The organism is Bacteroidales bacterium (assembly GCA_014860585.1).
In the GTDB taxonomy this organism is placed as follows: Bacteria; Bacteroidota; Bacteroidia; order Bacteroidales; family 4484-276; genus RZYY01.
This window is the reverse complement of record JACZJL010000053.1, coordinates 45620-68680: the sequence shown is the minus strand read 5'-3', so window position 1 is coordinate 68680 and position 23061 is coordinate 45620. Positions and strand designations below refer to the sequence as shown.

Below are 23061 nucleotides of genomic sequence, written 5' to 3'. Positions count from 1 at the left end.
CGCAGAAGAGCGGTCAATATAGATTTCACCGTCAAGGGTGTTTGTAAATGTGCCAATATTCTGGATACCATACTGGCCGACACTCACCGTGCCTCCTATGTTGAGCAGTGCAGCATTGTTGAACAACCCGGCTGCATCGTTGTAAACACCCACTGCCGTCGCCCGGTCAAGGAAGATCTCTCCGCCGGGATGGTTGTTGAACTCTGCCTGGTTCATAATGCTTCTTTGGCCTGTACCGGATACAAAACCTATGGTAATTCCACCGGAGTTGTCGATCGCTCCGGTGCGGTTTTCAAGCCCCCGGTAGGTGAAATTATTGATTACAATTTGCCCATCGGCAGTGTTGATGAAGGAAGCATCGTTATACAAACCAAAATCTTCCACGCTGGCTGATGCGCCAATCTGGATAAGTGAGGAATTGGTGAATTGCCCTACTGAACTCCACAGGGCGACAAGGGTTGAGCGGTCAATTTGTATTTCACCGGTATTGCTAAAAGTTCCTAAGTTCCACAAACCAATCTCACCCACGCTGGAAAGCGACCCCAGCACAATGAGGCCGTCGTTGGTCATTGAGCCACGATTGTAAAGGCCTGAAAAGTAGCCATTTTCATGTATTGCGGAGCCATTGATGGTGAGGCTGCCGGTGGCTTCAATACCGAGGGCGGCATCCGTATTTACGGTGACCGATTTGGCCATTGCCGCAATACCGGCATAAATGACAGGATCGCTGGTTACATCGGGGATGATCACATCGTCATCGGCAGTGGGCACACAGGGCGGATCCCAGTTGCTGCCGGTGTTCCAGTCGTTGCTGGTCAGGCCGGTCCAGGTACGAAGACCATTTGGAAAAACTGAAACTTCAATCGTATTCGATTCAACCCAGGTAGATTCACAGGTAACCTTCGCCAGCCTGCGGAACCAGGTGGTCTGGGTTACCGTTCCAACATGGGTGTAAGTGTCAGAAACCGCACCAAAGATATCGTTAAAAGTCGGGCTGGCCGTGCTGATCTGCCACTGGTATTCCAGATCGCCAGTGAAGACGGTTGGCACTGAAAGGCTGGTGAAGGATGCGGGTATATCACCTGAACACAGAGTTTGATCAGCAGCTATTTCGCCGCCATCTGAGGGGTTGGCGCAGCAATTTTCAACATAAAGTGTGAAACTTGCAGTCGCAGGGTTACAAAATGCGCTTCCGGTCACGGTCAAAGTTAATACTACTGCATTGCCAATATCACCGGCTTCCGGCGTATAAGTGGGCGTTAAGGTGGTTTCGTCAATTAGCGAACCAGCACCATTATGAGACCACAGAATGGTTCCGTTTTCTGCCGAAGCGCCGCTCACCTGGTGTGAACCGTCTTCGCAAATCGTGGCGCTGCCGGTCTTGCCGTAAACATTCACATTGTCCATATAGTACGTAACTGTTGCGCCGCCGGTGCTGAGCGAGCCAAAGGCCCAGCCATGCACCTCGTCCAGTCCGAAGCCGTCATTGGGCGCACCGTTGAGAATCTCCTTGCGGGTGAAGTCATTAAAGTTAAGGGCAAATAACTTCCAGCCAGAGAAGTTGTCTGTGAAGGTGTGAGTATAGATTTCCACATCAAATACGGTCGAGCCGGGGTTTCGATTGTCCTGAACCTCAAAATAGAGGTCGTTGCCTGTGTTTTGGCCGTAGAGCCAGAAAGCGATCCCATCGTAACTGGTCCAATCCTGCGTTATCCAGGTGTTTACATCTTCGTTCTCAAAAGCATGGGTTAAGCCACCATAGCTAATAATGTTAGCATCAAGCTTGAGTAAGTTATTGTCGCCCGACTGGCCGGGCAGCGCCAGCGGATCGGTGTCGGGAACTGATGTGGTCGTAATGGTAACAGTGGTGCCGTTGTCCCCCCAGGTGAGGAAACCGACGAGCATACCGTCACCATCAATACCCGCAGGAAGACCGTCTTCAAAATCGTCTATTACGCTTGATAGGGTTGCGATGGGAAGAGGATCTACATCCACCTGCACCACATTCGACTCTACCCAGGCGCTTTCGCAGGTTACCTTCGCCAGCCTGCGGAACCAGTTAGTCTGAGTAACTGTCCCTGTATGCGTGTACGTGTCGGAAACTGCTCCCAGGATATCCTCAAAAGTCGGGCTTGCCGTGCTGATCTGCCACTGATACTCCAGCGTGCCTACCTCACCGGTTGGCGCTGAAATACTGGTGAATGGGTCAGGAACATCGCCTGAGCAGATGGTTTGGTCGGCAGCTATTTCGCCACCATCGGTTGGATTGATGCAGGTAGGATTACCATAGGTAATCGTAATTAAACCGTTACCTGAACGCAGACCTGCTGTTGTTGTTCCATTGGTTACTCCATCAATGTATGAAGAACCTCCACCGCCACCTCTGCAATTTCCACTTCCAGCTCCTCCATACCATCCACCACCACCACCATATCCTTCGCATCCGCAATTATTAGGACTTCCACCCTGCCCAAAACTACCGGCAGTGAGAGGGTTATTTAAGGACGCACAGGTTCCAGAAGCACCGCCACTGGTTTGGGTTCCACCTAATCCACCTGGTTCGGCAGGCTCACGGTATCCATTACCTCCTACTAAACCTCCACCCTGGCCACCAACAACATGTAAATTACTCCAATAACCTGCTCCACCACCGCCGCCTGCCACAATCACTCTGTCATTTAATGTTAATCCATTGACACGTATATCTGATGCGCCACCACCCCCTTGCCCTAAACTTTCACCATTACCACCACCATTCCATCCACCATTAATACCACTAGGCTGCTGGCCTACAAAAATATTAAGATCTTGACCAGGCGTAACAGACAGAATGCCAGAGGCATAACCCCCATAATTGTTATTATTTACCCAGTTTGCTCCTCCCTGTGCACCCCATGCTTCAATAGTGACAGATGTTACACCGGCAGGTACGGTCCAGGTTTGAACCGCTCCGGTGTAATTGAATGTTTCTGTTGTCTGCGAATAGGCTAAACTGTTGCTTAATAAGAAACCAGTCATTAACAGGAAGATTATAAGCCCCGCCCAGCTTTTAACCGCAGGAAAACTTTTGTTAAGTGACTTTTTAAAATCGTCGAAACCTATGCCCAACGAGTTAAAGCCCGAATGGTAAGGATTTCCAATGCCACTGCTCAAAGCACTTGTGCCTGTTTGTACTGCGTAGTTCATCATTGAACCGCACTTGTCTGCTTTTTTTGAAAAGTAGTTAGATTTCATAATTTAGGTGTTTGATATTGTTTTTCAGTATGACAAAATGAAATGGATTAATGCGCTTTACCATACGTAAGTCACATAATTTCAGTAATTTGCACGATATTTATAAATAATTTGGCTTCAAATTCATATTAAATCAAAATTGTTTATTTCATTAATAATCAACAACTTGCGTTTATTATTTAGAATCATTATGTATTTGCAAAGAACAACCATTAATCATTATCAAGCTGTTAAGTTTCTGTTAAAAAAATCCAATTATGAATTTTTAAGGATTTGAGGATTGAAATACGGCAAAGAATAATCACTTACACACCCCACCGATGGGAGAGTTTTTCCGATTTCTATGCTCGATTTTTATTCCGGAATTTTTTTATAGATTTAAAAAGTAAACCCGATTTTCGGTTGTATTCCCTGCCAAAAAGAACTGCGGCAAAAGTACTCCGGGGAGGTGGCGTGAGGGTAGGACTTTTATTGCAATCTGTTGGACTTTTCTTCCAAATCGATGTTTATGGTAAAAAATGAAGCTGTCTCAAAAGTCTGGATTTAACCCGAACCGTTGAAAATCCAAACGAAAGACTTTTGAGACAGCCTCAGATTATGAAAAAAAGAGCCGGAGTCGAAACCCCGGCTGAGTATGTTTTTGAAACCTGTCAGGAATAAATTAAAAACGGCTTAAAACCGGCGCCTATCACATATTATTCCTTCGGTATCGGCTGCCCATCAAACCATGGAGCGCCGGCCTGATGAAGGGCTTTTTCGAGGGCAGGGATTTTGTTTTGACGAATGTCTTCGAGCCGATCGCGAATACCTGTAAACTGATTTTGGGCAATCTCAAAGCTGAGCCGGTGGGTTGGTGTCGGGCCGTAGGTTGAATTGAACGTGCCCATGGTGGCAGCTGAAATCCGGTCGCTGATCGTATGGGGCTGATTTTCCCCCACCTGCTGCTTCGACCGGTTGCCGTTCAATTCATTATCGAGTGCAGTAAGTTCGTTCTTGATTCCGACCAACTGTGATTCGAGTTCTGCCGGATTCACCGGCGCCCTGACCAATGCCCTGCGCATCAGATCCACTTTTTCGATAGCATTGGTTAAAGCCTGATCAGCCGCTGTTTTCGCGCGACGGAAATCCTGGATCTCCTGCCAGAAGGCTGCAGTTTCTTCCGGCGTTGATCCTTCAAGTGCCCCTTTTCTCATGGGAACTACCTCAAAATTAACAGGTTCAGAGAGTTGCGTAAACACCTCATCAACCTGTTTCATTAGTGTGGCCGTATAAACTCCCGGGGCGGCCATCGGGCTTTTTGGTTCCCACTCTGATACTTCTGTTTTCATGGCCAGGGGTGAAGGCAACTGCAAATCCCAGGCGATCCGGTTAAAACCTTTGGAAGCCGCACCTTCAATCCGGCGCACTACATCACCTTTTTGGTCTTTGATTAAAATCCAAATTTTTGGATTTTCCTCTAAACGCTCTTCCTCCACAGTATCCCAACCGGGGAAGGGGATGTCTTTGTTTTGAGCAGCAAGTTCTTTTTCTGTATTCTGACGATGCGATTTTTTTGTTTCAAAGGTATCCCTCAAATAGTAGGTGAAAACAGCGCCAAAAGGAGGGTTGTCAGCCACAAAATAGGCATCGCCTTTAGAAGCTTTCTGCGAGTACCCGAGAAGGTTTCGCTGGATGTACCACCAGGCATTTCGGGTCGGGAAAAGGGTGGCCTCTTCCTGTAGCTGAGTTTGGGTCACACTGCGCAAAACGCTGTAGTCATCCAGGATGTAAAAACCTCTCCCAAAAGAAGCCCCGACAAGATCGTTTTCGCGCCGCTGAATGGCCAGATCGCGGAAAGAGATGACCGGCAGGCCGCCTTTGAGTTGAATCCATTGGCTTCCACCATCGATCGTAAACCAGATACCAAATTCTGTTGCAAGGAACATCAATTCCTTTTTCACATGATCCTGGACAATCCGCCATGCCAGTGTTCTTTCGGGCAGGTTGCTTTTTATTGAAGTCCAGGTTTGCCCTTTGTCGCTGCTTTTCAACACATAAGGATTGAAATCACCATATTTATGATTATCAAGCACGATGTAAACAGTATTTACTTCAAAGAGATCAGCTTTAATATCGTTAACAAAAGCTGTAGCAGGAACGCCGGGCAGGGTTCCGACCTCAATTTTCCGCCAGCTGTCTCCTCCATTTTCCGTAACCTGAACAATCCCGTCGTCGGTGCCGGCGTAGATCAATCCCTCCTGCAACGGAGATTCGGCCAGTGAGGTGATGCTGTTGTAATCCGACATGGCGTAAAAATCCCATGGGGAGTCCCAACTCCAGGTTTTATCCATGATGGGAAGGGTGATTCGTTCCTGACTTTTTGTGAGATCGCCGGAGATGGCTGTCCATGAATCTCCCCGGTCTTCCGATTTCCACACGCGCTGCGAAGCAAAATAAATTCTCGAAGGCTTGTGCGGACTGACCAAAATGGGAGCATCCCAGTTGAAACGTTCCACTCCATCATTTTCCCCGGGTTGAGGACGGATTAGGACCGTCTCACCGGTTGTCCGGTCGAAACGGTTGAGATAGCCTTGCTGCGACTGACAATAGATAATATCAGGGTTACCAGGCTCTGTGGCCGGTTGATGGCCATCGCCACCTAAAGTAATAAACCAGTCGGCATTGCGTATGCCATGCACATTATCAGTCCTTGAAGGGCCTCCCTGTGTATTGTTGTCCTGGGTGCCACCGTACACATTGTAAAAAGGCTCGTCGTCGTCAACAGCAACTTTATAGAACTGCGTCACGGGAAGGTTAGACACGAATTTCCAGTTTTCGAGCAGATCGTATGTTTCGTACAGCCCGCCATCGTTGCCAAGCAATATATAATTCGGGTCATCGGCTTTGAAGGCAATGGCATGATTGTCAACATGGGTAAAGCGATGGTGCATTCGCCTGAATGTTTTCCCGCCATTGTCCGAAATCCTTAACCTCACATCCACCAGGTAAATCCTGTCGAACTGATGTGGACATGCGTAAAGTTCCTGGTAATAGTGAGGACCGGTTCCACCAGCAACAACATCCGATTGCTTAGTCCAGCTTGAACCACGGTCGACACTGCGATAAACTCCACCTGAGCGCCGGTCGAGTTCGATGGCGGCATAAATGACATCCGGTTGCTGAGGGGAAATGGCAATACCAATTTTCCCCATGGTGGAAGCAGGGAGTCCATTGGTGAGGCGCTCCCATGTTTCACCACCATCATAAGAGCGGTAAATTCCTGTTCCGGGTCCACCTCCCATGTAGGCGGCAACGGTTCTGTGCCGTTGCCAGGTTGCAGCATAAAGCAGGTCGGGATTGCGCGGGTCAATCATAATGTCGGTGGCGCCAACCCATTGGTCATCGCCAAGGGTGCGCTTCCAGGTTTTTCCACCATCGGTAGTCTTAAACACACCACGTTCGCCACCTTTAGACCAAAGCGGCCCCTGGGCTGCAACCCAGATATTATCAGGATTTTTTGGGTGAACAATGATTTTGGAAATATGTTCGGATGTCTTTAATCCCATGTTTTGCCAGGTGGCGCCGCCATCAGCGCTACGGTAAATGCCATCGCCATAGCCCACATGCCGGCCACCTACATTTTCGCCCGTTCCCACCCAAATCACATTCGGGTTAGAAGGATCAACGGTTACACAGCCAATAGAATACGAACCCTGGTTATCGAAAATGGGAGTCCAGGTAGTGCCGGAGTTGATGGTTTTCCATACTCCACCCGAACCAACAGCCACGTACCAGATGTTGTTGTTTTCCGGATGAATGGCAATATCAGCAATTCTCCCAGACATCAGCGCCGGGCCGATGCTGCGAAATTTTAGCCCTGAAAATGTTTCGGATGACAGGGGCTGATCACTCTTGGCAGTTTGAGCAAAGCCAATGCCGGTAAAGGATAAAAAGAAAGCTAAAGTCAGCAGAACAATAGTAAATCTTCTCATAGCAAATGATTTGTAGTTTAATTGAAAAAGTTCAACGATCAAATGATCGCCAAAGGTAAAAAAGTAAATTTATCACCCATCCGGTTAGTCCGGGAAAATCAAAATTATTTTGTTTCAAACGTGGATTTTTGATCAGGCTCTGCATGAAAAGCCCTGACAGTCCCGCACGTGCGGGACTGTCAGGGCTCAATCCATTGAAAATAAGGCAATCCCGAAGGGATCCCTTTGGGATAAGGTTTGATAACTTTTAGTGTCGGTCATCTCTACTAAGGTTGTCGGCAGACCTGACAGGTTTTTGAAACCTGTCAGGTCTAAATCCTTTTTCGAAAACCGGAAATTGTCTGGATTTCTTTTCCCTGGCAGGCTGGAGCCTGCCATAATAAACCGGACGAGGCTGAGCCTCGTCCGAACACACGTTCAGCTTAACCTCAAGTCTGTGTTTCTGATTATCTTTTGCCTTTTCCATTTTCCATGAAATTCCAATTCTGTTACTTTTGCGCTTCTGTTTATGAACTTTTTGGCGAAAAATGAAAACAAACAAACAGCTCCCTTTTTGGATATTCAGCCTAAGCGTGGTTTTTGGGCTGACGCTTCCGGTGCTGATCCAGGATGCGATGTTCCAGGATGCGATGCTCTACAGCAGCGTTTCGCACAATCTCAGCCAGGGCATCGGCACGTTCTGGTTTCCACAGTACAGTAAAATGAACATTGCCGGGTTGTCCTCTTTTCATGAGCATCCGCCGCTACTGTTCGGCATCCAGGCACTGTTTTTCAAGGTGCTGGGCAGCTCAATTTATGTTGAAAGGTTTTATACGCTCCTGATGATCGTTTTCAATATTCTTTTGATCCATATGCTGTGGAAAGAAATTTTTTCCAAATCAGATGGACAACGAAAACTGGGCTGGTTGCCGGTATTGTTCTGGATGACCATTCCGGTGTGTTTCTGGTCTTTCCGGGGAAATATGATGGAAAACACCATGAGTGTTTTTGACCTTGCTGCTGTTCTGCTGTTCTTTTACGCCATCAAATCAAGGCGGAACGAAATCTTCCTGTTAGCCGGATCGGGATTGATGATCTTCCTGGCCTCTTTCACCAAAGGCATACCCGGGCTTTTTCCGCTGGCCGTTCCTTTTCTTTACTGGTTAACTTTACGAAAGACCGGATTTTGGCAAAGTGTGTGGCAAACTGCAATTTTGTTTGCCGTTGCGGCGACGATTTATGTTGTCCTGTTTCTATTTCCGGAAAGCAGCGAAAGCCTTTCCAACTATGTGTTTAAGCGGTTGCTTATGCGGGTGGATGTGATGCCCACAGCTGATTACCGACTCGAAATTCTCTGGAGGCTGGTCAAAGAGCTGATTCCGGTTATGATCATGGTTTCGGTGGTTTCGGCTGTTGCATTTTTCAAAAAGATGAAAACAGGATTTTCCAATCATAGCAGCAACATTTTGGTTTTTCTTCTGATTGGATTTTCAGGCTCGGCGCCACTTGCAACGACCATGGTTCAAAAAGGGTGGTACCTCGTCCCTGCATTTCCTTATTTTGCCATTGGTTTTGCACTGATGATCTCGCCCATGGTTGCAGTCTGGATTGAAAAAATCAATTCACAAAAACAAGCGTTCAGAATATTCACCTTCCTCACCATTTTAATGATGGCCGGAGTAATTGTCATCACTGCTTCACAATATGGAAAGGTTTCGCGTGAAAGAGAAACTGTGGCGGATGTGTATGAAATCGGGAAAGTTGTTCCGCGCCTTTCTGCCATCACTGTTCCGCAGGAAATGTATTCCGAATACAATTTTATTCTTGAGGGTTTTTTGGTCAGGTATTTCAACATATCACTCGATCCGAGAGAGGAGAATGAGTATTTTATGAAATTAAAGACTTTAAATGCGGATGTTCCTGAAGGCTACAAAAGGGTTCAGATCAGCTTAAACAAGTATGACCTTTTCAAAAAGCAGTGATCGGATTTCTAAAATCTTATTAAATTGTCAGCCCGGTTCGGTCAATAATTTTACTTTTGCGCGCATTATTAATCAATCATTTAACAGTTAACATATTAATTTACTAATTTAAAAGGAGGAAAAAATGCCAGGAATTTTTTGGTTAACACCAATCAGTGCTGTGCTTGCTCTTGGGTTTGCTTACTTTTTTTTCAAGCAGATGATGGGCGCCAGCGAAGGAACTGATGTGATGAAACGCATTGCTCATCACGTTCGCAAGGGCGCCGGAGCATACTTACGTCAGCAATACAAAGTTGTGGGAGTAGTTTTTGTCATTATCACGATCATTTTCAGTTTCATGGCCTATGTGCTACACATTCAGAACCCATGGGTTCCGTTTGCTTTTCTCACAGGAGGTATCTTTTCGGGGCTTGCCGGTTTCTTTGGGATGAAAGCAGCTACTTATGCTTCAGCCCGCGTAGCCAACGCCTGCCGTGATTCTCTCAATGCCGGTCTCAGGCTTGCTTTCAGAAGCGGCGCCGTCATGGGACTAACAGTGGTAGGACTGGTGTTGCTCGATATTTCAATTTGGTTCACTGTATTGAACTTAGCTATTCCGGAAACAACTTCCGGGATGCAGTTGTTAACCATTACCGCAACCATGCTTACCTTTGGCATGGGTGCTTCCACACAGGCACTGTTTGCACGTGTGGGCGGCGGCATCTACACAAAAGCTGCCGACGTTGGCGCTGACCTTGTAGGAAAAGTGGAAGCCGGAATCCCTGAAGACGATCCCCGCAACCCTGCAACCATCGCCGATAACGTAGGTGATAATGTGGGCGACGTTGCAGGTATGGGCGCCGACCTTTTTGAGTCGTTTGCCGGTTCAATTCTTGCAACAGCCCTCCTGGGAGCTGCTGCTTACACCGGTGGTTACCTTGATAATCAATACAGCGCCGTTATTGCTCCGATGTTGATCGCTGCTGTTGGTACTTTGCTCTCGATCGCTGGTGTTTATATGGTAAAAACCAAAGAAGGCGCCACCCAGAAACAATTACTCAAAGCATTAGGTTTTGGTGTAAATGTAAGTGCCGGCCTGATTGTTATTTTCTCACTGGTCATTTTATATTTCCTTGGTCTTCCCAATTATTTAGGCCTCTGGGGTTCGATTGTTGTCGGACTGCTCGCAGGTATTGGCATTGGTCAATCCACTGAGTATTACACTGCTTCAGCCTATAAACCAACCCAACGGATTGCAGCTTCCAGCCAAACAGGTCCTGCTACGATCATCATTTCGGGAATTGGCACAGGTCTAATCTCTACAGCATTTCCTTTGTTAATCATTGCCATCGCCATCACACTTGCTTACGGATTTGCCACTCCGACCCTATTCTCATTCGATAAAGCCGACATCAACTTCGGATTGTACGGAATCGGTATAGCCGCAGTGGGAATGCTTTCAACATTAGGTATCACCCTCGCCACCGACGCTTATGGTCCGATTGCCGACAATGCAGGTGGTAATGCCGAGATGGCTCATCTGGGTAAAGAGGTGCGTAAACGTACCGATGCGCTCGATTCATTGGGAAACACTACTGCAGCTACAGGTAAAGGTTTTGCTATCGGAAGCGCCGCTCTTACTGCTCTTGCACTTCTTGCCGCTTATTTTGAAGAGGTGAAGATGATGTTTGTACATTTTCTGAATCAGCCCGATACACTGATCAATGGAACAGCTGCAAAGGATGCCACTTTCATCGATTTCATCTATCACTACGAAATACATCTGATGAACGCACGGGTTATTGTTGGAATATTAATCGGTGTGATGGCGGTATTCCTTTTCAGCGGTATGACGATGAATGCTGTTGGCCGTGCTGCGCAGAAAATGGTGGATGAAGTTCGTCGCCAGTTCCGCGAAATCAAAGGCATCATGGAAGGCACTACTGAGCCTGATTATGCCCGTTGCGTTGCGATTTCGACCAAAGGCGCCCAGCAGGAAATGATGCTTCCTTCGCTGATGGCTCTGTTGATCCCCATCTTAGTTGGGTTGGTATTTGGTGTTGCCGGGGTTACCGGTCTGCTGATCGGCACAACTACAAGCGGCTTTGCACTCGCCATCTTTATGGCTAATGCAGGAGGCGCCTGGGATAATGCCAAGAAATACATCGAAGAAGGACACCATGGCGGAAAGGGTTCCGAAAACCACAAAGCTGCCGTTATCGGCGACACCGTGGGCGACCCGTTCAAAGATACTTCCGGTCCAAGCCTTAACATCCTCATCAAACTCATGGCCATGGCTGCCGTTGTTACTGTGGGTGTGGCTGTTTCTTATCACCTGCTTTAGTAAGCGATTTATCCAAAACTTTTAAAGGCCGACCTGCATCAATGTGATGCAGGTCGGCTTTTTTATTTTACCTTAGGCAACTCCATGGAATCTGGCGGCAAGTCAAGAAATAATCCACAAATTCATTAAAAAATTGAAAAAAGCCTTGCAAAATTGCTTGATTTTGTATTAATTTTGCTCAGTTCAATAAAAATTACAATTCATCTATTATTAACCAAAACCCAATTTCTTATGAAAAATGAGCATTACAAAAAAATGGCATTGCTGGTGTTTGCATTTTCCCTGGTTTTGAGTTCTTACGGCCAGGGGAAAGGCGAAATCAACAATGTGCAGGCGCAACAGCGCGTTGATGGATCAGACACCATTGACGTTTTCTTCGATTTGGCCGGATACTACGACAGTTACATTATCCAGGCCGTCCTCTATTCCAACAACTACAACATGGGGCTGATCCCGTTTGAATACTGCAGCGGCGATTATGGTCCGGGAATACCGCCCGGCAATAACAAACACTTTGCCTTCGATGTTAACCGACATGACCCAAACCAAGAGCGAAAAAATGCTAAAATTGAAGTGAGAGCGTATTACCCGCTGGGAAATCCTTGCCCGGGACAATCAACAATAAATTTTATGGGTGAGGAATATCCAACCATCCAGATTGGCGGCCAATGCTGGTTGAAAAAAAATTTGAATGCCGGCGTTATGATTGATTATCAATTTCTGCCGTGGCTCGATGATGAAATTGAAAAATATTGCTATGACAATGACCCTTCAAATTGCCAGAATTACGGCGCACTTTACCATTGGTGGGAAGCCATGTTTTATGGTGAGGCTATACCCGGAAAACAAGGCATCTGCCCCCCCGGATACCACATACCCACGCAGGAGGAATTTTCGATTCTCATAGATCTTTTTGGTGGGCATGATGGCGCCGGAGGAGCTTTAAAAGATATCAATTTCTGGAACAATCCCAATACCGGCGCCACCAATTTGAGTTACTTTACAGCCAGAGGTGCTGGGTCAGGATACAATTACCAGGGTTTAACAGGACCGTCAGATTGTTTCGGATTAGATAACCTCAGCTATATCTGGACTTCAAGTATGAACAACCCGCCCCACAAACCGGCGCTCTATCTGACCAGCATTGGCGCCGGCGCCTACTTCACCGATATTCCGGCAGAACCCTATCCCTTTGGCAGCGTGAGATGCATGAAAGATTGTGATGATATTCCAGGACAGGCTAATGCGGGCCCGGATCAAATCATAGCCAATTCCAATTATACGGTTCTTGCCGCCACCCCTGGCATTGACGGCACTGGGAAATGGAAAATCGTAAGCAACCACTCCGAGGGTAAAAAAGGTATATTTGAATATGAATACAAACCAAATTCAGAGTTCTACGGATATCCAGGCGAAACTTATGCGCTTGCCTGGACCGTATCCAATGAGTGTACAGCAACTTATGATGAATGCATAATTGAATTCTCACCGTTTAATTGTGGAGAGTTGTTAACCGACCATCGCAACGGGAAAACCTACAACACAAAATTGATCGGCGACTATTGCTGGCTGGCCGACAATATGGATATCGGTGAACAAATCCCTTTGAGTGAAGCTGTCAATGGTTATGATGGGAAGATTCAAAAATATTGCTACGATGACGATCCTGCAAATTGCGATATTTACGGCGGTTTATATATTTACCTTGAAGCCATTCAATACCAGATCGGGCAATACCGCAAACAGGGCATTTGCCCTATGGGATGGTTTATACCACAAGATGAAGACTGGTGTAATCTCACCACATTCCTTGACGGGTCTGTTGACTGTTATGCCACCGACTGGACAGGAACTGATGCAGGTGGAAAAATGAAAAAAGACGGCACAGATTATTGGCTTACCCCGAATACCGGGGCTACAAATTCCAGCGGATTCCGCGCTGTCGGAGCCGGTTATGGCTACCGTTATGACAACAGTAATTATGAGTATCGGGAGTTCAAACAGTCGGCAAGGTTCTGGTCGTCAACCGTTGCTCCGGGAGGGAATTTTTTTTACATCTGGAGTCTGGGTCATGATGAGGCAAGAGTGAAACGAACTTCGGCCTACTCGACATATAATGCTAACAGTGTAAGATGTGTTCATTATCCAAATTATTAACATGGAGGCAGATATGAAAAAATTAATGCTTTATTCAATAGTTATTTTTTGCGCATTTATCGCAGATAATGCAGCGGCACAGTTTTTCTCAGCCACGTCCGACCTGTTCGAATACGATTCCAGGGTTCCTAATATTAGCAACTGGTGTCCTGAGGCAGGAACGATTTATCTCCCGGGTCAGGAAGTGTATCTGGATTACTCTTTATTCGAAGGAAATCTCACATCATTGCAATTGGGTTTCAGTTCTGAAATAAACGGTGAAATTACAATCCTCGGAAACCTACCCCCTGAGGGGCAAGCCTTCATAACAATTCCTGATGTAGTTACTTCATTTGGAAGGCTTTACATCATTGCATCCGACAGTTTTGGTCATATAAATAATTATGAAGTGCCATCTGACGGATACCTCACAATCGGAACGGGAATTCAGCCGGTTAGTCTGATTCCGGGATGGAGCGGTATTTCAACCTATTATGTGCCAGTGGATAATCAGATCGCGAACATCTTTAGCGATCATATTGAGGATATTGTCATCATTCAGGATCTCCAGGATGTGTTTTGGCCGGGGGGAAATCTTTTTTCATTGAATGAATGGGATGTCATGCAGGGATATGTGATTAAAACCCTCAATCCGTTCACTGTAAATTTTCAGGGCAGCACACCCCAATGCAACGAATGGGCAAATATTGATGAAGGATGGGACATCATACCCATTATTGCCGATTGCGATATTGAAGCCCAAAGTTTTATGAGCTGGTATTTATGGTCGAGCGTGATCATAAAAGAGGTGGCCGGTTGGAGGGTTTTATGGCCGACATATAATATCAACTCCCTGCAGGTATTGGAGAGAGGCAAATCATATTTCGTTTATTCCTGGATGGCCAATAATGATTTTTGGTTTGGGCCATGTTGGGAAGGTGAAAAAATGTCGTTTGACAGTAAGCCTGCCATTCCCAAAAAGTGGAATCAACCTATATCAACAGCTGTATCCCACGTTTTTGCAATTCCGGAGGAGGTGCTACTAGCATCAGATATAGAATCAGATTTCACTATCGGAGCTTTTACACCTGAGGGATTATGCATTGGAACCGCTCCGGCAGGCGCTTTCCATATCACTGTTTTTGCCGACGATCCTACAACTCAGGAGATTGATGGAATCGCTACAGGAGAAACAGTACATTTTCGTGCATGGAGTAAATCAAAAACACGGGAGTTCATTTTGTTCCCCACTTTCGACCATCCGGACGAAGGAATATTTTCACCCAATGGATTATCAGTGATCAGATCATTAACCGCCAGTGCAACCTCCATTGATGAACTCACCGGCCATATTCCAGCTTTTTTCCCAAATCCTGCCGATGACTTTTTCTCCATAAAAACCTCTTTTACTGGAGAGTACCTTGTGTCAGTTTCCGATGTCAGGGGATCATTATTGTTAACCCAAAACGCGAATGGAGATGCTACAGTAAAAATTTCTAATCTGCCGCAAGGCGTCTATTTTGTCAACCTTTCAAACGCTGACATTTCCATTACACGAAAACTGATAAAACGTTGACAGGATAAAGTATTGCCTTTTAATGAACCCCGGTCGGACTGATCGGGGTTCTTAATTGAACAACTCATTATGTTATAGGTCGCACATTTCAATTAAAATAGTTGAATTACTTTTAGACATAGTATTGATGACTTGTGAAACATCCCGCATTAAATAATCGCAAAATGATTTTCGGACGTTATTTTCTAAAATGCGTATTTTCGCACCGCGTTTAAAGCAAAAAATTAAAAGTAGTTCAATGGAAAATTACAAAAAGCTCAACAACCTGATCGGGTGGGCTGTGTTTTTGATTGCCACAGCCGTTTACTTCCTGACCATCGAACCTACCGCCAGTTGGTGGGATTGCGGTGAATACATTGCCACCTCCTACAAACTGCAGGTGGGTCACCCTCCGGGAGCGCCATTTTTCCAGCTTGTTGCCAGAATATTTTCTTTGTTCTCTTTTGGTGACACCTCACAGGTAGCTTTGATGATCAACGGGATGTCGGCACTGTCGAGCAGCTTCACTATCCTGTTTTTATTCTGGAGCATCACCATTCTTGCACGCAAGGCAGTTTTACTTGGTGGTGAAATGACCAGCGCCAAAATGATCGCCATTTTCGGAAGCGGCGTTGTTGGAGCGTTGGCTTACACCTTCAGCGATTCATTCTGGTTTTCAGCCATCGAGGGTGAAGTATATGCCATGTCGTCGTTATTTACTGCAGTTGTTTTCTGGGCTATTCTCCGTTGGGAAGAGGAAGAGGGGCAGCCTCATTCGGCCCGCTGGCTGCTGCTGATTGCTTACCTTGTAGGGCTTTCCATTGGCGTTCACATGCTCAATCTGCTGGCTATCCCGGCGATCGTGTTTGTTTATTATTTCAAAAAATATCAGCCTACCATCAAGGGGATGATGGTTGCCGGTGTCATCTCCATCTTAATCCTGTCGGCCATCATGTATGTAATTATCCCGGAAATTGCCAACCTGTTTGCCAACACCGAGATTCTGTTCGTCAATACTTTTGGGATGCCTTTTAATTCAGGAACGATCTTTTTCGTCATCCTGCTGATTGCCAATGTTTTCTTTTTTATAAAAGCAACTTCAACCAACAACCCGATGCTTGTTAAAGTAGCAATAGGTCTGGCCGGGTTGCTTTTTATACTGATACTTAGCGAAAGTACTTCTGCAGGAAGTTTCTTTATGCGATTAATTGTAGGAAGTCTTTTAGGTGGAGGTGTTTACCTGATTAGAAATCAACGTGTCCATTTGAACACCATTGCCCTAAGTTTTGCTTTTGTTCTTATCGGCTATTCCAGTTTTATCCTTATTATTATCAGGGCAAATGCTAACACCCCTGTTAACGAGAATAATCCTGACGATGCCATTGGTCTTTTTTCTTACTTAAACCGTGAGCAATACGGCACCTGGCCTATTTTCCACGGGCCTTATTACAACTCTCCGGTAGTTGATTATGAAGATGGCAATCCTGTCTTTATTCGCGATGTGGCCAAAGGAAAATATGTGATTGCCGATGCGCGCAAAAGTACAAACCCAGTGTATGATCCGGCATTTACTACCATTTTTCCGCGTATGTGGAGCAACCAAAAACCCATTCATATTAGCGAATACAAGCGATGGGGGAAGGTGAAAGGTATTCCAATGCGCTATACGAACGAAAATGGAGAAGCTGAGGTAATTCAAAAGCCAACCTTCGGTGAAAATTTGACCTACTTCTTCCGCTACCAACTCGGGTTCATGTACTGGCGGTATTTTATGTGGAATTTCGCCGGAAGGCAAAACGATATCCAGGGGCATGGGGAAATTGAAAACGGCAACTGGATCACCGGGTTCGATAGCCTGGACGCCAATCGGCTCGGGAATCAGAAAAACCTCCCTCCGAGTATGCAGAACTGGGGTAATAACAAGTTTTACCTGCTTCCTCTGATACTTGGATTAATCGGACTTTTCTTCCATTTCAACAGGGATTACAAAAACGGTCTGGTGGTAACACTCCTGTTTATCATGACAGGAATTGCCATTATCGTCTTCCTCAATCAATACCCATATCAGCCAAGGGAGCGGGATTACGCGTATGCAGGCTCTTTTTATGCCTTCGCCATCTGGATCGGGTTTGGTGTACTGGGGATTTTCAACTTCCTGAAAAAATTTATGGGTCAAAGCTTGTCGGCCATTGCAGCCACAGTCGTGCCCCTGGTGCTTGTGCCTGGAATTATGGCCAGCGAAGGATGGGACGACCACAACCGGTCGGGAAAGTATGCCGCACTTGATTTTGCGATCAATTACCTCGAATCGTGCGAACCAAACGCCATCATTTTTACCAATGGCGATAATGATACTTTCCCCCTTTGGTATGCTCAGGAAGTGGAAGGAATCCGCACCGACATCCGTGTTGTGAACTATATGCTTGCATCCGGCGAGTGGTATATTCATCAGAAAATGCGGAAGGTTTATGATTCTCCACCGCTGCCATTTACCATTTCAAGAAAAGATTACGACAAAGGAAACAATAACTATGTCCCCTTCTTTGAAAGGGTCAGTGGATCATGGGAATTGAAAGAGATCATTGACTTTATTGCAAAGGATAATCCAAGAACAAAAGTGCAACTGCAGGATGGAACCTTTATCAATTTCATTCCAACCAAAGACCTCAAAATGACCATCAACCGTGATGAACTGGTTGCGAAAGGGTACGTAAATAAAAAGTTCTATGATAGAATCCCAGATGAAATCTCCTGGCGTGTTAAACAAAACTTTCTTTACAAAAACGACCTGATGCTGCTCGATTTTATTGCGACCAATAGCTGGGAACGCCCGATTTACTTCACCAGCCCGTCTGCCGTTGAAGGCGTTATGGATATTGCAAAATATTGTCATCTCGAAGGCATTGCTTACCGGTTTATGCCGGTGGAGGCCGACCATTACCTGGAAGGATTAGGTGGAATTAACGTGGACAGAGCTTATGATTTGCTGGTGAACAAAGCCCGCTGGGGAAGACTCAACGAACCGGAAGTGTACGTTGACCCTGAAAGCCGGCGAAACTCTGTGATGCCAAGGCAAAATTACTTCCGTCTGGCTGCAGCCCTGATCGAACTGAATCAGATGGATTCGGCCGTGATGACGCTCGACGCCTGCCAGAAATATTTCCCCAACGAAAAAATGTACTACGACATGTACTCCCTGCCAATGGTAGAATATTACTACGATGCCGCCGCCACAGAAAAGGGGAATGCTGTTTCAGACATTCTTTTGACCAACTATGAAGCCGACCTGGAGTACTACGCTACACTCGATCAGTATTTCCAGGATTACTATCAAAAGGAAATTGAGCGGGCTTTCAGTATCATGCAACATCTTGCATCCCTCTCCCGCCGCTACCAGCAAACTGATCAGGCAGATAAGATCGAAACAAGGCTCAATCTACTGCTTGATAAGTTCATGTAAAGGTTGTTCTGATTTTTTGTTCCTTCATATCAAAAGTTGAGGCTGCCTCAAAGTCGTTCATTTGGATTTTAAACATTTCGTGAGAAATCCTGACTTTTGCGACAGCCCCTTTTAATAAGTTGTGACTGGTTTTATTCTTCAGTCTTAATTCCCAGTTCAGCCACCTGGATGATGTCAATCAGGTTGAGGGCATCATCTGATTTGCCAATGTAGGCAATGATCCTGCAATTTTCAGTAACCCAGTCAGGATTGATCTGATAAGTATACCTTTTAGTGAAAGTTTGCCCTGAAACAATATTACCAGACAGGTTGATCGGATCCCCATATGCTGCATTCACAGCACCGCGAAGTACATTGTGGTGCACAAAATTCATCAATGTGTCGGGGCCAATGGTCGGGTCATTATTCAATTGTGGCGAAACAATACCATCTTCGACAAGATAAACCACCAGATTGTATTGGCCTTCGAGTGCAGAGAGGAATTCAACATCAACATCGATGACGACGATATCCAGCTTTGGAAAATAGATGTTCTTGAGTTTCAGGTTTGCAGTGTTCGGTGTTTGCAATTGCTGGGTTACAACAGTGTTCCAGCTGGTCGTAAATACCTGCCTGAGACCATTGTATTCCACACGATCAATCATGGCAATAGGGTTGGCAAAAATCCCAAATTCGGTGAACAACCGCTCGCTAAGCGGCGAGCGCAAATCGGTAGAAAACACAGTACCCGGAGAGGGTACAGCAAAGTTCCCGGCGTGAACGGTGTAGGACACCAGGCTCGGATGGAGTTCTTCCATCATTTCGTGCAATTCTTTTGCAGCTTTTGGGCAATTGACACATTTGTGACCTGTAAAGTCTTCGAGCAATACCTGCTTGTTCTGCACCAGCACTGAATCAACAAAAAACAAGGTATCATCCGGGTTCAAAGGGTAATCTTTCTGGTCAGTGATCTTGAGGGGGTCTTCAATTTTATCACAGGCTGTCCAAAGGATGAACGAAAAAACAGTAGTTAAAAAAACGAGTGATATTTTTAATTTCATCTTTATCCAGTTTTAAGTGTTAAAAAGAGCTTGTGATGGTTAATGTTAAACCGGTTGAGGCAGGTACATAACGACAAACGCCTCCGATACACACCAATCCTTCTCTTTGCCTTCCATAGCGAACAGCAAACCGTGTTGTGTTTTGTGTATACCCGAATGCCAGGTTGAAATAATGGACCTGCAAATCCTCATTGGGATTTCCGTAGTTAAACTCATCCTGCACGGAGAAAAACCAGGATGGCGAGACATTGTATTCAAAAAGCAGCGCGGCCCAATCGCCTTTATCTTCTTCTGTCCATAACCCCTGCGCCTCCATTCTTAATGAGTTGCGGCGTGTAATCCGATAGGTAAGGTCAAGCACTGCAATGTTGGCATCTACCATGTGCTTATCGTTGTATATATTATCCTCAATCACATTTTTGTTATAAGACTGGTTGTAATAACCCAATATCGTTTTCCATTTACCCGAAAGTCGTCTTTCAATGATCAGGTTCAGGTCTCTGTAATAGGTTAAATCGCCAATGGAAAAGAACTTTGTTTCGTAACCATCGGTGCCGGCAAGCGAGCCTGTCACCGGTGAATTAGGAAGGGTGTCTTTTTCAATTGATTTCGCCAGCGAATAATTCAAAGTGACCGATGTTCCGTATTTCCCGCCAAGTTTAGTTTCTTTTGGAATCTTATAGTCTACCTGTCCCTGAAAGCCAAACTCACCGTTTGGCTGTGTTGCATAGGGGTAAAGCGCAGCCATACTGTAAGCATGTTCTTTACTGATAGCTGGCAGATAGTTGATGTCAAGCATCGGGGGGTTGCCGGTCTCAGTAAGCTTTGACTTGTAACTCATGTTATCAATCCATTTGGTTGACAGGAAAATTCCCAATCCTTTTGTTGACACAGATAAAGATGAATAAATGGCACTTCCTTTCCTGAAAATGTAACTGTTTGTGGCATTGGGATCGTTGGCTTTCTCGGCATATTCGACGAAAAAGTCCAGGCCTCCGTGAGAAATGCTCGTCCTCGCAGCCCATGATCCCACGTTGTAAGGCAAATTCATCTCATAAACAGTTTGTTGATTCCATTCCACCGAGTCCACAAAATATGTTGAGTCCGTTACATAGGTTAAAGTGGGGACTTTTTCGTATTTACTCACAAAACTTCCGCCGAGGTTGATCCTGGTTTTCGACTCAACCATACCATCAAATAATTCGTTAAGATAAAAATCTCCATCGATACCTTTAACAATCCCGCGGTTGGACTCCTGGTAGGGCTGCCAGAAATAGCGCTGAACACCAACCAGCCCCTTGAGTTTTACCCCCTGAACAGGCGAGAAATTGGCATTGAAACCGTAAATGCTGTTGTCGTAGCCAAGCGTCCAGTTTTCCCAGCTTCGCAAAATGAGACCACTGCCAAACTGCTCATAAAAATGGCCTGCAGTCATTTCAAATGTTCCGGTTTTATACCTGGCAAACCAGTAGGGAATACCAACACCTTCATAGCGCTGATCGAATCCGAGCATAGGATTCAGATAAGCCTCCATGCGCAATCCGGCCGAGAAATCACCGGCAGTGTAGAGCAGGTTCGCATATCCATTCATTCCGAATTTTCGGTAGTTAAGTGTCGAGTCCGTAATTCCCAGTTTGTCGTCTTCTGCATAATATTGGGCGTCAATCTGCGTATTTCCTGTCACCTTAGCGCCATCAAGAAAGCCCTGCGAAAAAACAACAGTCGGGAATAGGACAGAAAGCACCAAAAACCTGAGATAAAATTTTGTTTTCAAACCATTTAAGTTTTAAGCATAAGGAATAGAATTATTCAATGGGTTCTCCGGCTAAAAGCTTTTCGACCACCTCAATGTATTTTAATTCGTCACCATCGAGGTAACCTACATGTTGCCAGACCACTTCCTTATTCCCGTTCAGGACAAAAACGTGGGGGGGTATATTCACATTCATCAACCGTTTCAAATCGCCGTTGGGATCGAGAAGCACCTCAAATTCCCATCCTTTACCATTAACCGTTGGCATGACCCGTTTTGTTGAACGGGCGTCATCAATCGAAATGGCATACACTTTTAACCCGGTCTCTTCGACCCATTCACCGTACATTTCATTAATGGCGTCATGCTCGCGCATGCACGGTTTACACCAGGTTGCCCAAAAAGTGAGAAGGATTGGTTTACCGTCATTTTGCATATCCTTCGTTTCAAAAGGTTTTCCTTCAAGGGTCTGAATGGATGTTTCCGGCAACCGGAATAAAGTTTTGGCTTCATTTTGAGCCAGCAGAACTGTTGTTGAACTGATTAGAATAACAAGAAAAAGCAATTTTTTCATAGAAACATATTTAAAGATGTGAATAAATAATTTTTTACAAAACTAAAACTTTCTGCAATTCGCTGACTACAAAATGAACGTTTCCAAAATTTTCGACTCGATCAGGGGTAGGATCCGAATCTCATTGATTTCATTTGGAATGAGCAAACATTCACCCAATTTCAGGCCAATTTTTCCCTCAGGATAAATAATCTCAACCTCTCCATGCACGCAGGTGCAGATGACAAACGAGTCGAGTGCTGAATAATCCCTTGAAACGGGTTGGTCGAGGTGGATGATATGGGTAGTGAAAAATGGCTGATTGACCACTTCCACGCTTTTATTTTTGATGCTGGGATAATGACTCCTGTAACTGTCATAAAATTCAAAATCAATGGCATCAAGAGCTTCTTCGGTGTGCAGATCGCGCCGTTTACCGGAACTGTCCGTCCGGTCATAATCATAAATCCTGTAAGTGATGTCGGAGGTTTGCTGGATTTCGGCCATCAAAATCCCGGGGCCAAGCGCGTGCACCCTGCCCGCCGGCATAAAAAACACATCCCCTGCTTTTACCTTTTCAACATTAAGAATTTCTTGCAGGGTATTATTTTTCAGGTGATGCAAATAAGTTTTTTTATCCATTATACGGTTGAAACCGCTGATCAGCTCAGCGCCTTCCTCTGCACTGATGATGTACCACATTTCAGTTTTTCCGTTACCCAATCCACGTTGCTGTGCCAGTGCATCATCCGGATGTACCTGGATGGAGAGGTAATCGTTGGCATCGATAAATTTGACCAGGATGGGAAATTCGTTCTGGTATTTTTTGTACACCTTTTCTCCCACCAGGTCGTCCATATAAATTTCGACGAGTTCGTTCAACTCATTACCTTCGAGGAATCCTTCCGAAACGATGGTTTCATTTCTGTTCACTCCTGACAACACCCATGCTTCACCACAATTAAAAAGATTCCCATAATTTAATCCCAGCAGATTTTTAATTTTGCTGCCACCCCAGATTTTATCTTTGAAGACAGGCCTGAACTTAAGTGGGTATAACTTGTTCATTTTTTAC

General features: G+C 45.5%; 12 protein-coding genes. 5 read left to right on the top strand and 7 right to left on the bottom strand.

The window, feature by feature from the left end; genetic code table 11:
- From IH598_06275 to IH598_06265, 3 genes are all read right to left on the bottom strand, one after another.
- Positions 1-3234, bottom strand: a 3234-nt coding sequence (locus IH598_06275; protein MBE0638103.1) for a hypothetical protein, incomplete at its 3' end; no start/stop codon positions are given.
- A gap of 695 nt (positions 3235-3929) precedes the next feature.
- Complete coding sequence (locus tag IH598_06270) at positions 3930-7205, bottom strand: glycosyl hydrolase (GenBank protein ID MBE0638102.1); 3276 nt, start codon at positions 7203-7205, stop codon at positions 3930-3932.
- A 247-nt stretch (positions 7206-7452) separates the two neighbouring features.
- The gene (locus IH598_06265) at positions 7453-7671 is read right to left on the bottom strand and encodes a hypothetical protein (protein ID MBE0638101.1); all 219 of its coding nucleotides are present in this window, start codon (positions 7669-7671) and stop codon (positions 7453-7455) included.
- A 61-nt stretch (positions 7672-7732) separates the two neighbouring features.
- Between IH598_06265 and IH598_06260 the strand changes: the two genes are divergently transcribed.
- The 5 genes from IH598_06260 to IH598_06240 all read left to right on the top strand — a co-directional run bounded on the left by IH598_06260 (position 7733) and on the right by IH598_06240 (position 18640).
- A complete protein-coding gene (locus IH598_06260) occupies positions 7733-9166 on the top strand; it encodes a glycosyltransferase family 39 protein (GenBank protein MBE0638100.1) in 1434 nt (477 codons plus the stop codon).
- A 124-nt stretch (positions 9167-9290) separates the two neighbouring features.
- Positions 9291-11489, top strand: coding sequence for a sodium-translocating pyrophosphatase (locus IH598_06255; protein ID MBE0638099.1), 2199 nt, complete (start codon positions 9291-9293; stop codon positions 11487-11489).
- Positions 11490-11720: 231 nt separating this feature from the next.
- Positions 11721-13646 (top strand): hypothetical protein, encoded by a 1926-nt coding sequence (locus tag IH598_06250; GenBank protein MBE0638098.1) that lies wholly within the window; start codon positions 11721-11723, stop codon positions 13644-13646.
- Positions 13647-13659: 13 nt separating this feature from the next.
- Positions 13660-15201: a T9SS type A sorting domain-containing protein gene (locus IH598_06245; protein MBE0638097.1), complete on the top strand. Its 1542-nt coding sequence runs from the start codon at positions 13660-13662 to the stop codon at positions 15199-15201.
- Between the two features lie 238 nt (positions 15202-15439).
- Positions 15440-18640, top strand: coding sequence for a DUF2723 domain-containing protein (locus tag IH598_06240; protein ID MBE0638096.1), 3201 nt, complete (start codon positions 15440-15442; stop codon positions 18638-18640).
- 131 nt (positions 18641-18771) lie between these two features.
- Here IH598_06240 and IH598_06235 read toward each other — a convergent pair whose 3' ends face one another.
- The 4 genes from IH598_06235 to IH598_06220 all read right to left on the bottom strand — a co-directional run bounded on the left by IH598_06235 (position 18772) and on the right by IH598_06220 (position 23054).
- Positions 18772-19680, bottom strand: coding sequence for an Omp28-related outer membrane protein (locus IH598_06235; GenBank protein MBE0638095.1), 909 nt, complete (start codon positions 19678-19680; stop codon positions 18772-18774).
- A 19-nt stretch (positions 19681-19699) separates the two neighbouring features.
- Positions 19700-21454, bottom strand: a complete 1755-nt coding sequence (locus tag IH598_06230; protein ID MBE0638094.1) for a hypothetical protein — start codon at positions 21452-21454, stop codon at positions 19700-19702.
- A gap of 31 nt (positions 21455-21485) precedes the next feature.
- Complete coding sequence (locus IH598_06225) at positions 21486-22007, bottom strand: TlpA family protein disulfide reductase (protein ID MBE0638093.1); 522 nt, start codon at positions 22005-22007, stop codon at positions 21486-21488.
- A gap of 66 nt (positions 22008-22073) precedes the next feature.
- Entirely contained in the window at positions 22074-23054 is a 981-nt protein-coding gene (locus IH598_06220; protein MBE0638092.1) for a class I mannose-6-phosphate isomerase, read from the bottom strand.
- Positions 23055-23061: the final 7 nt, after the last annotated feature.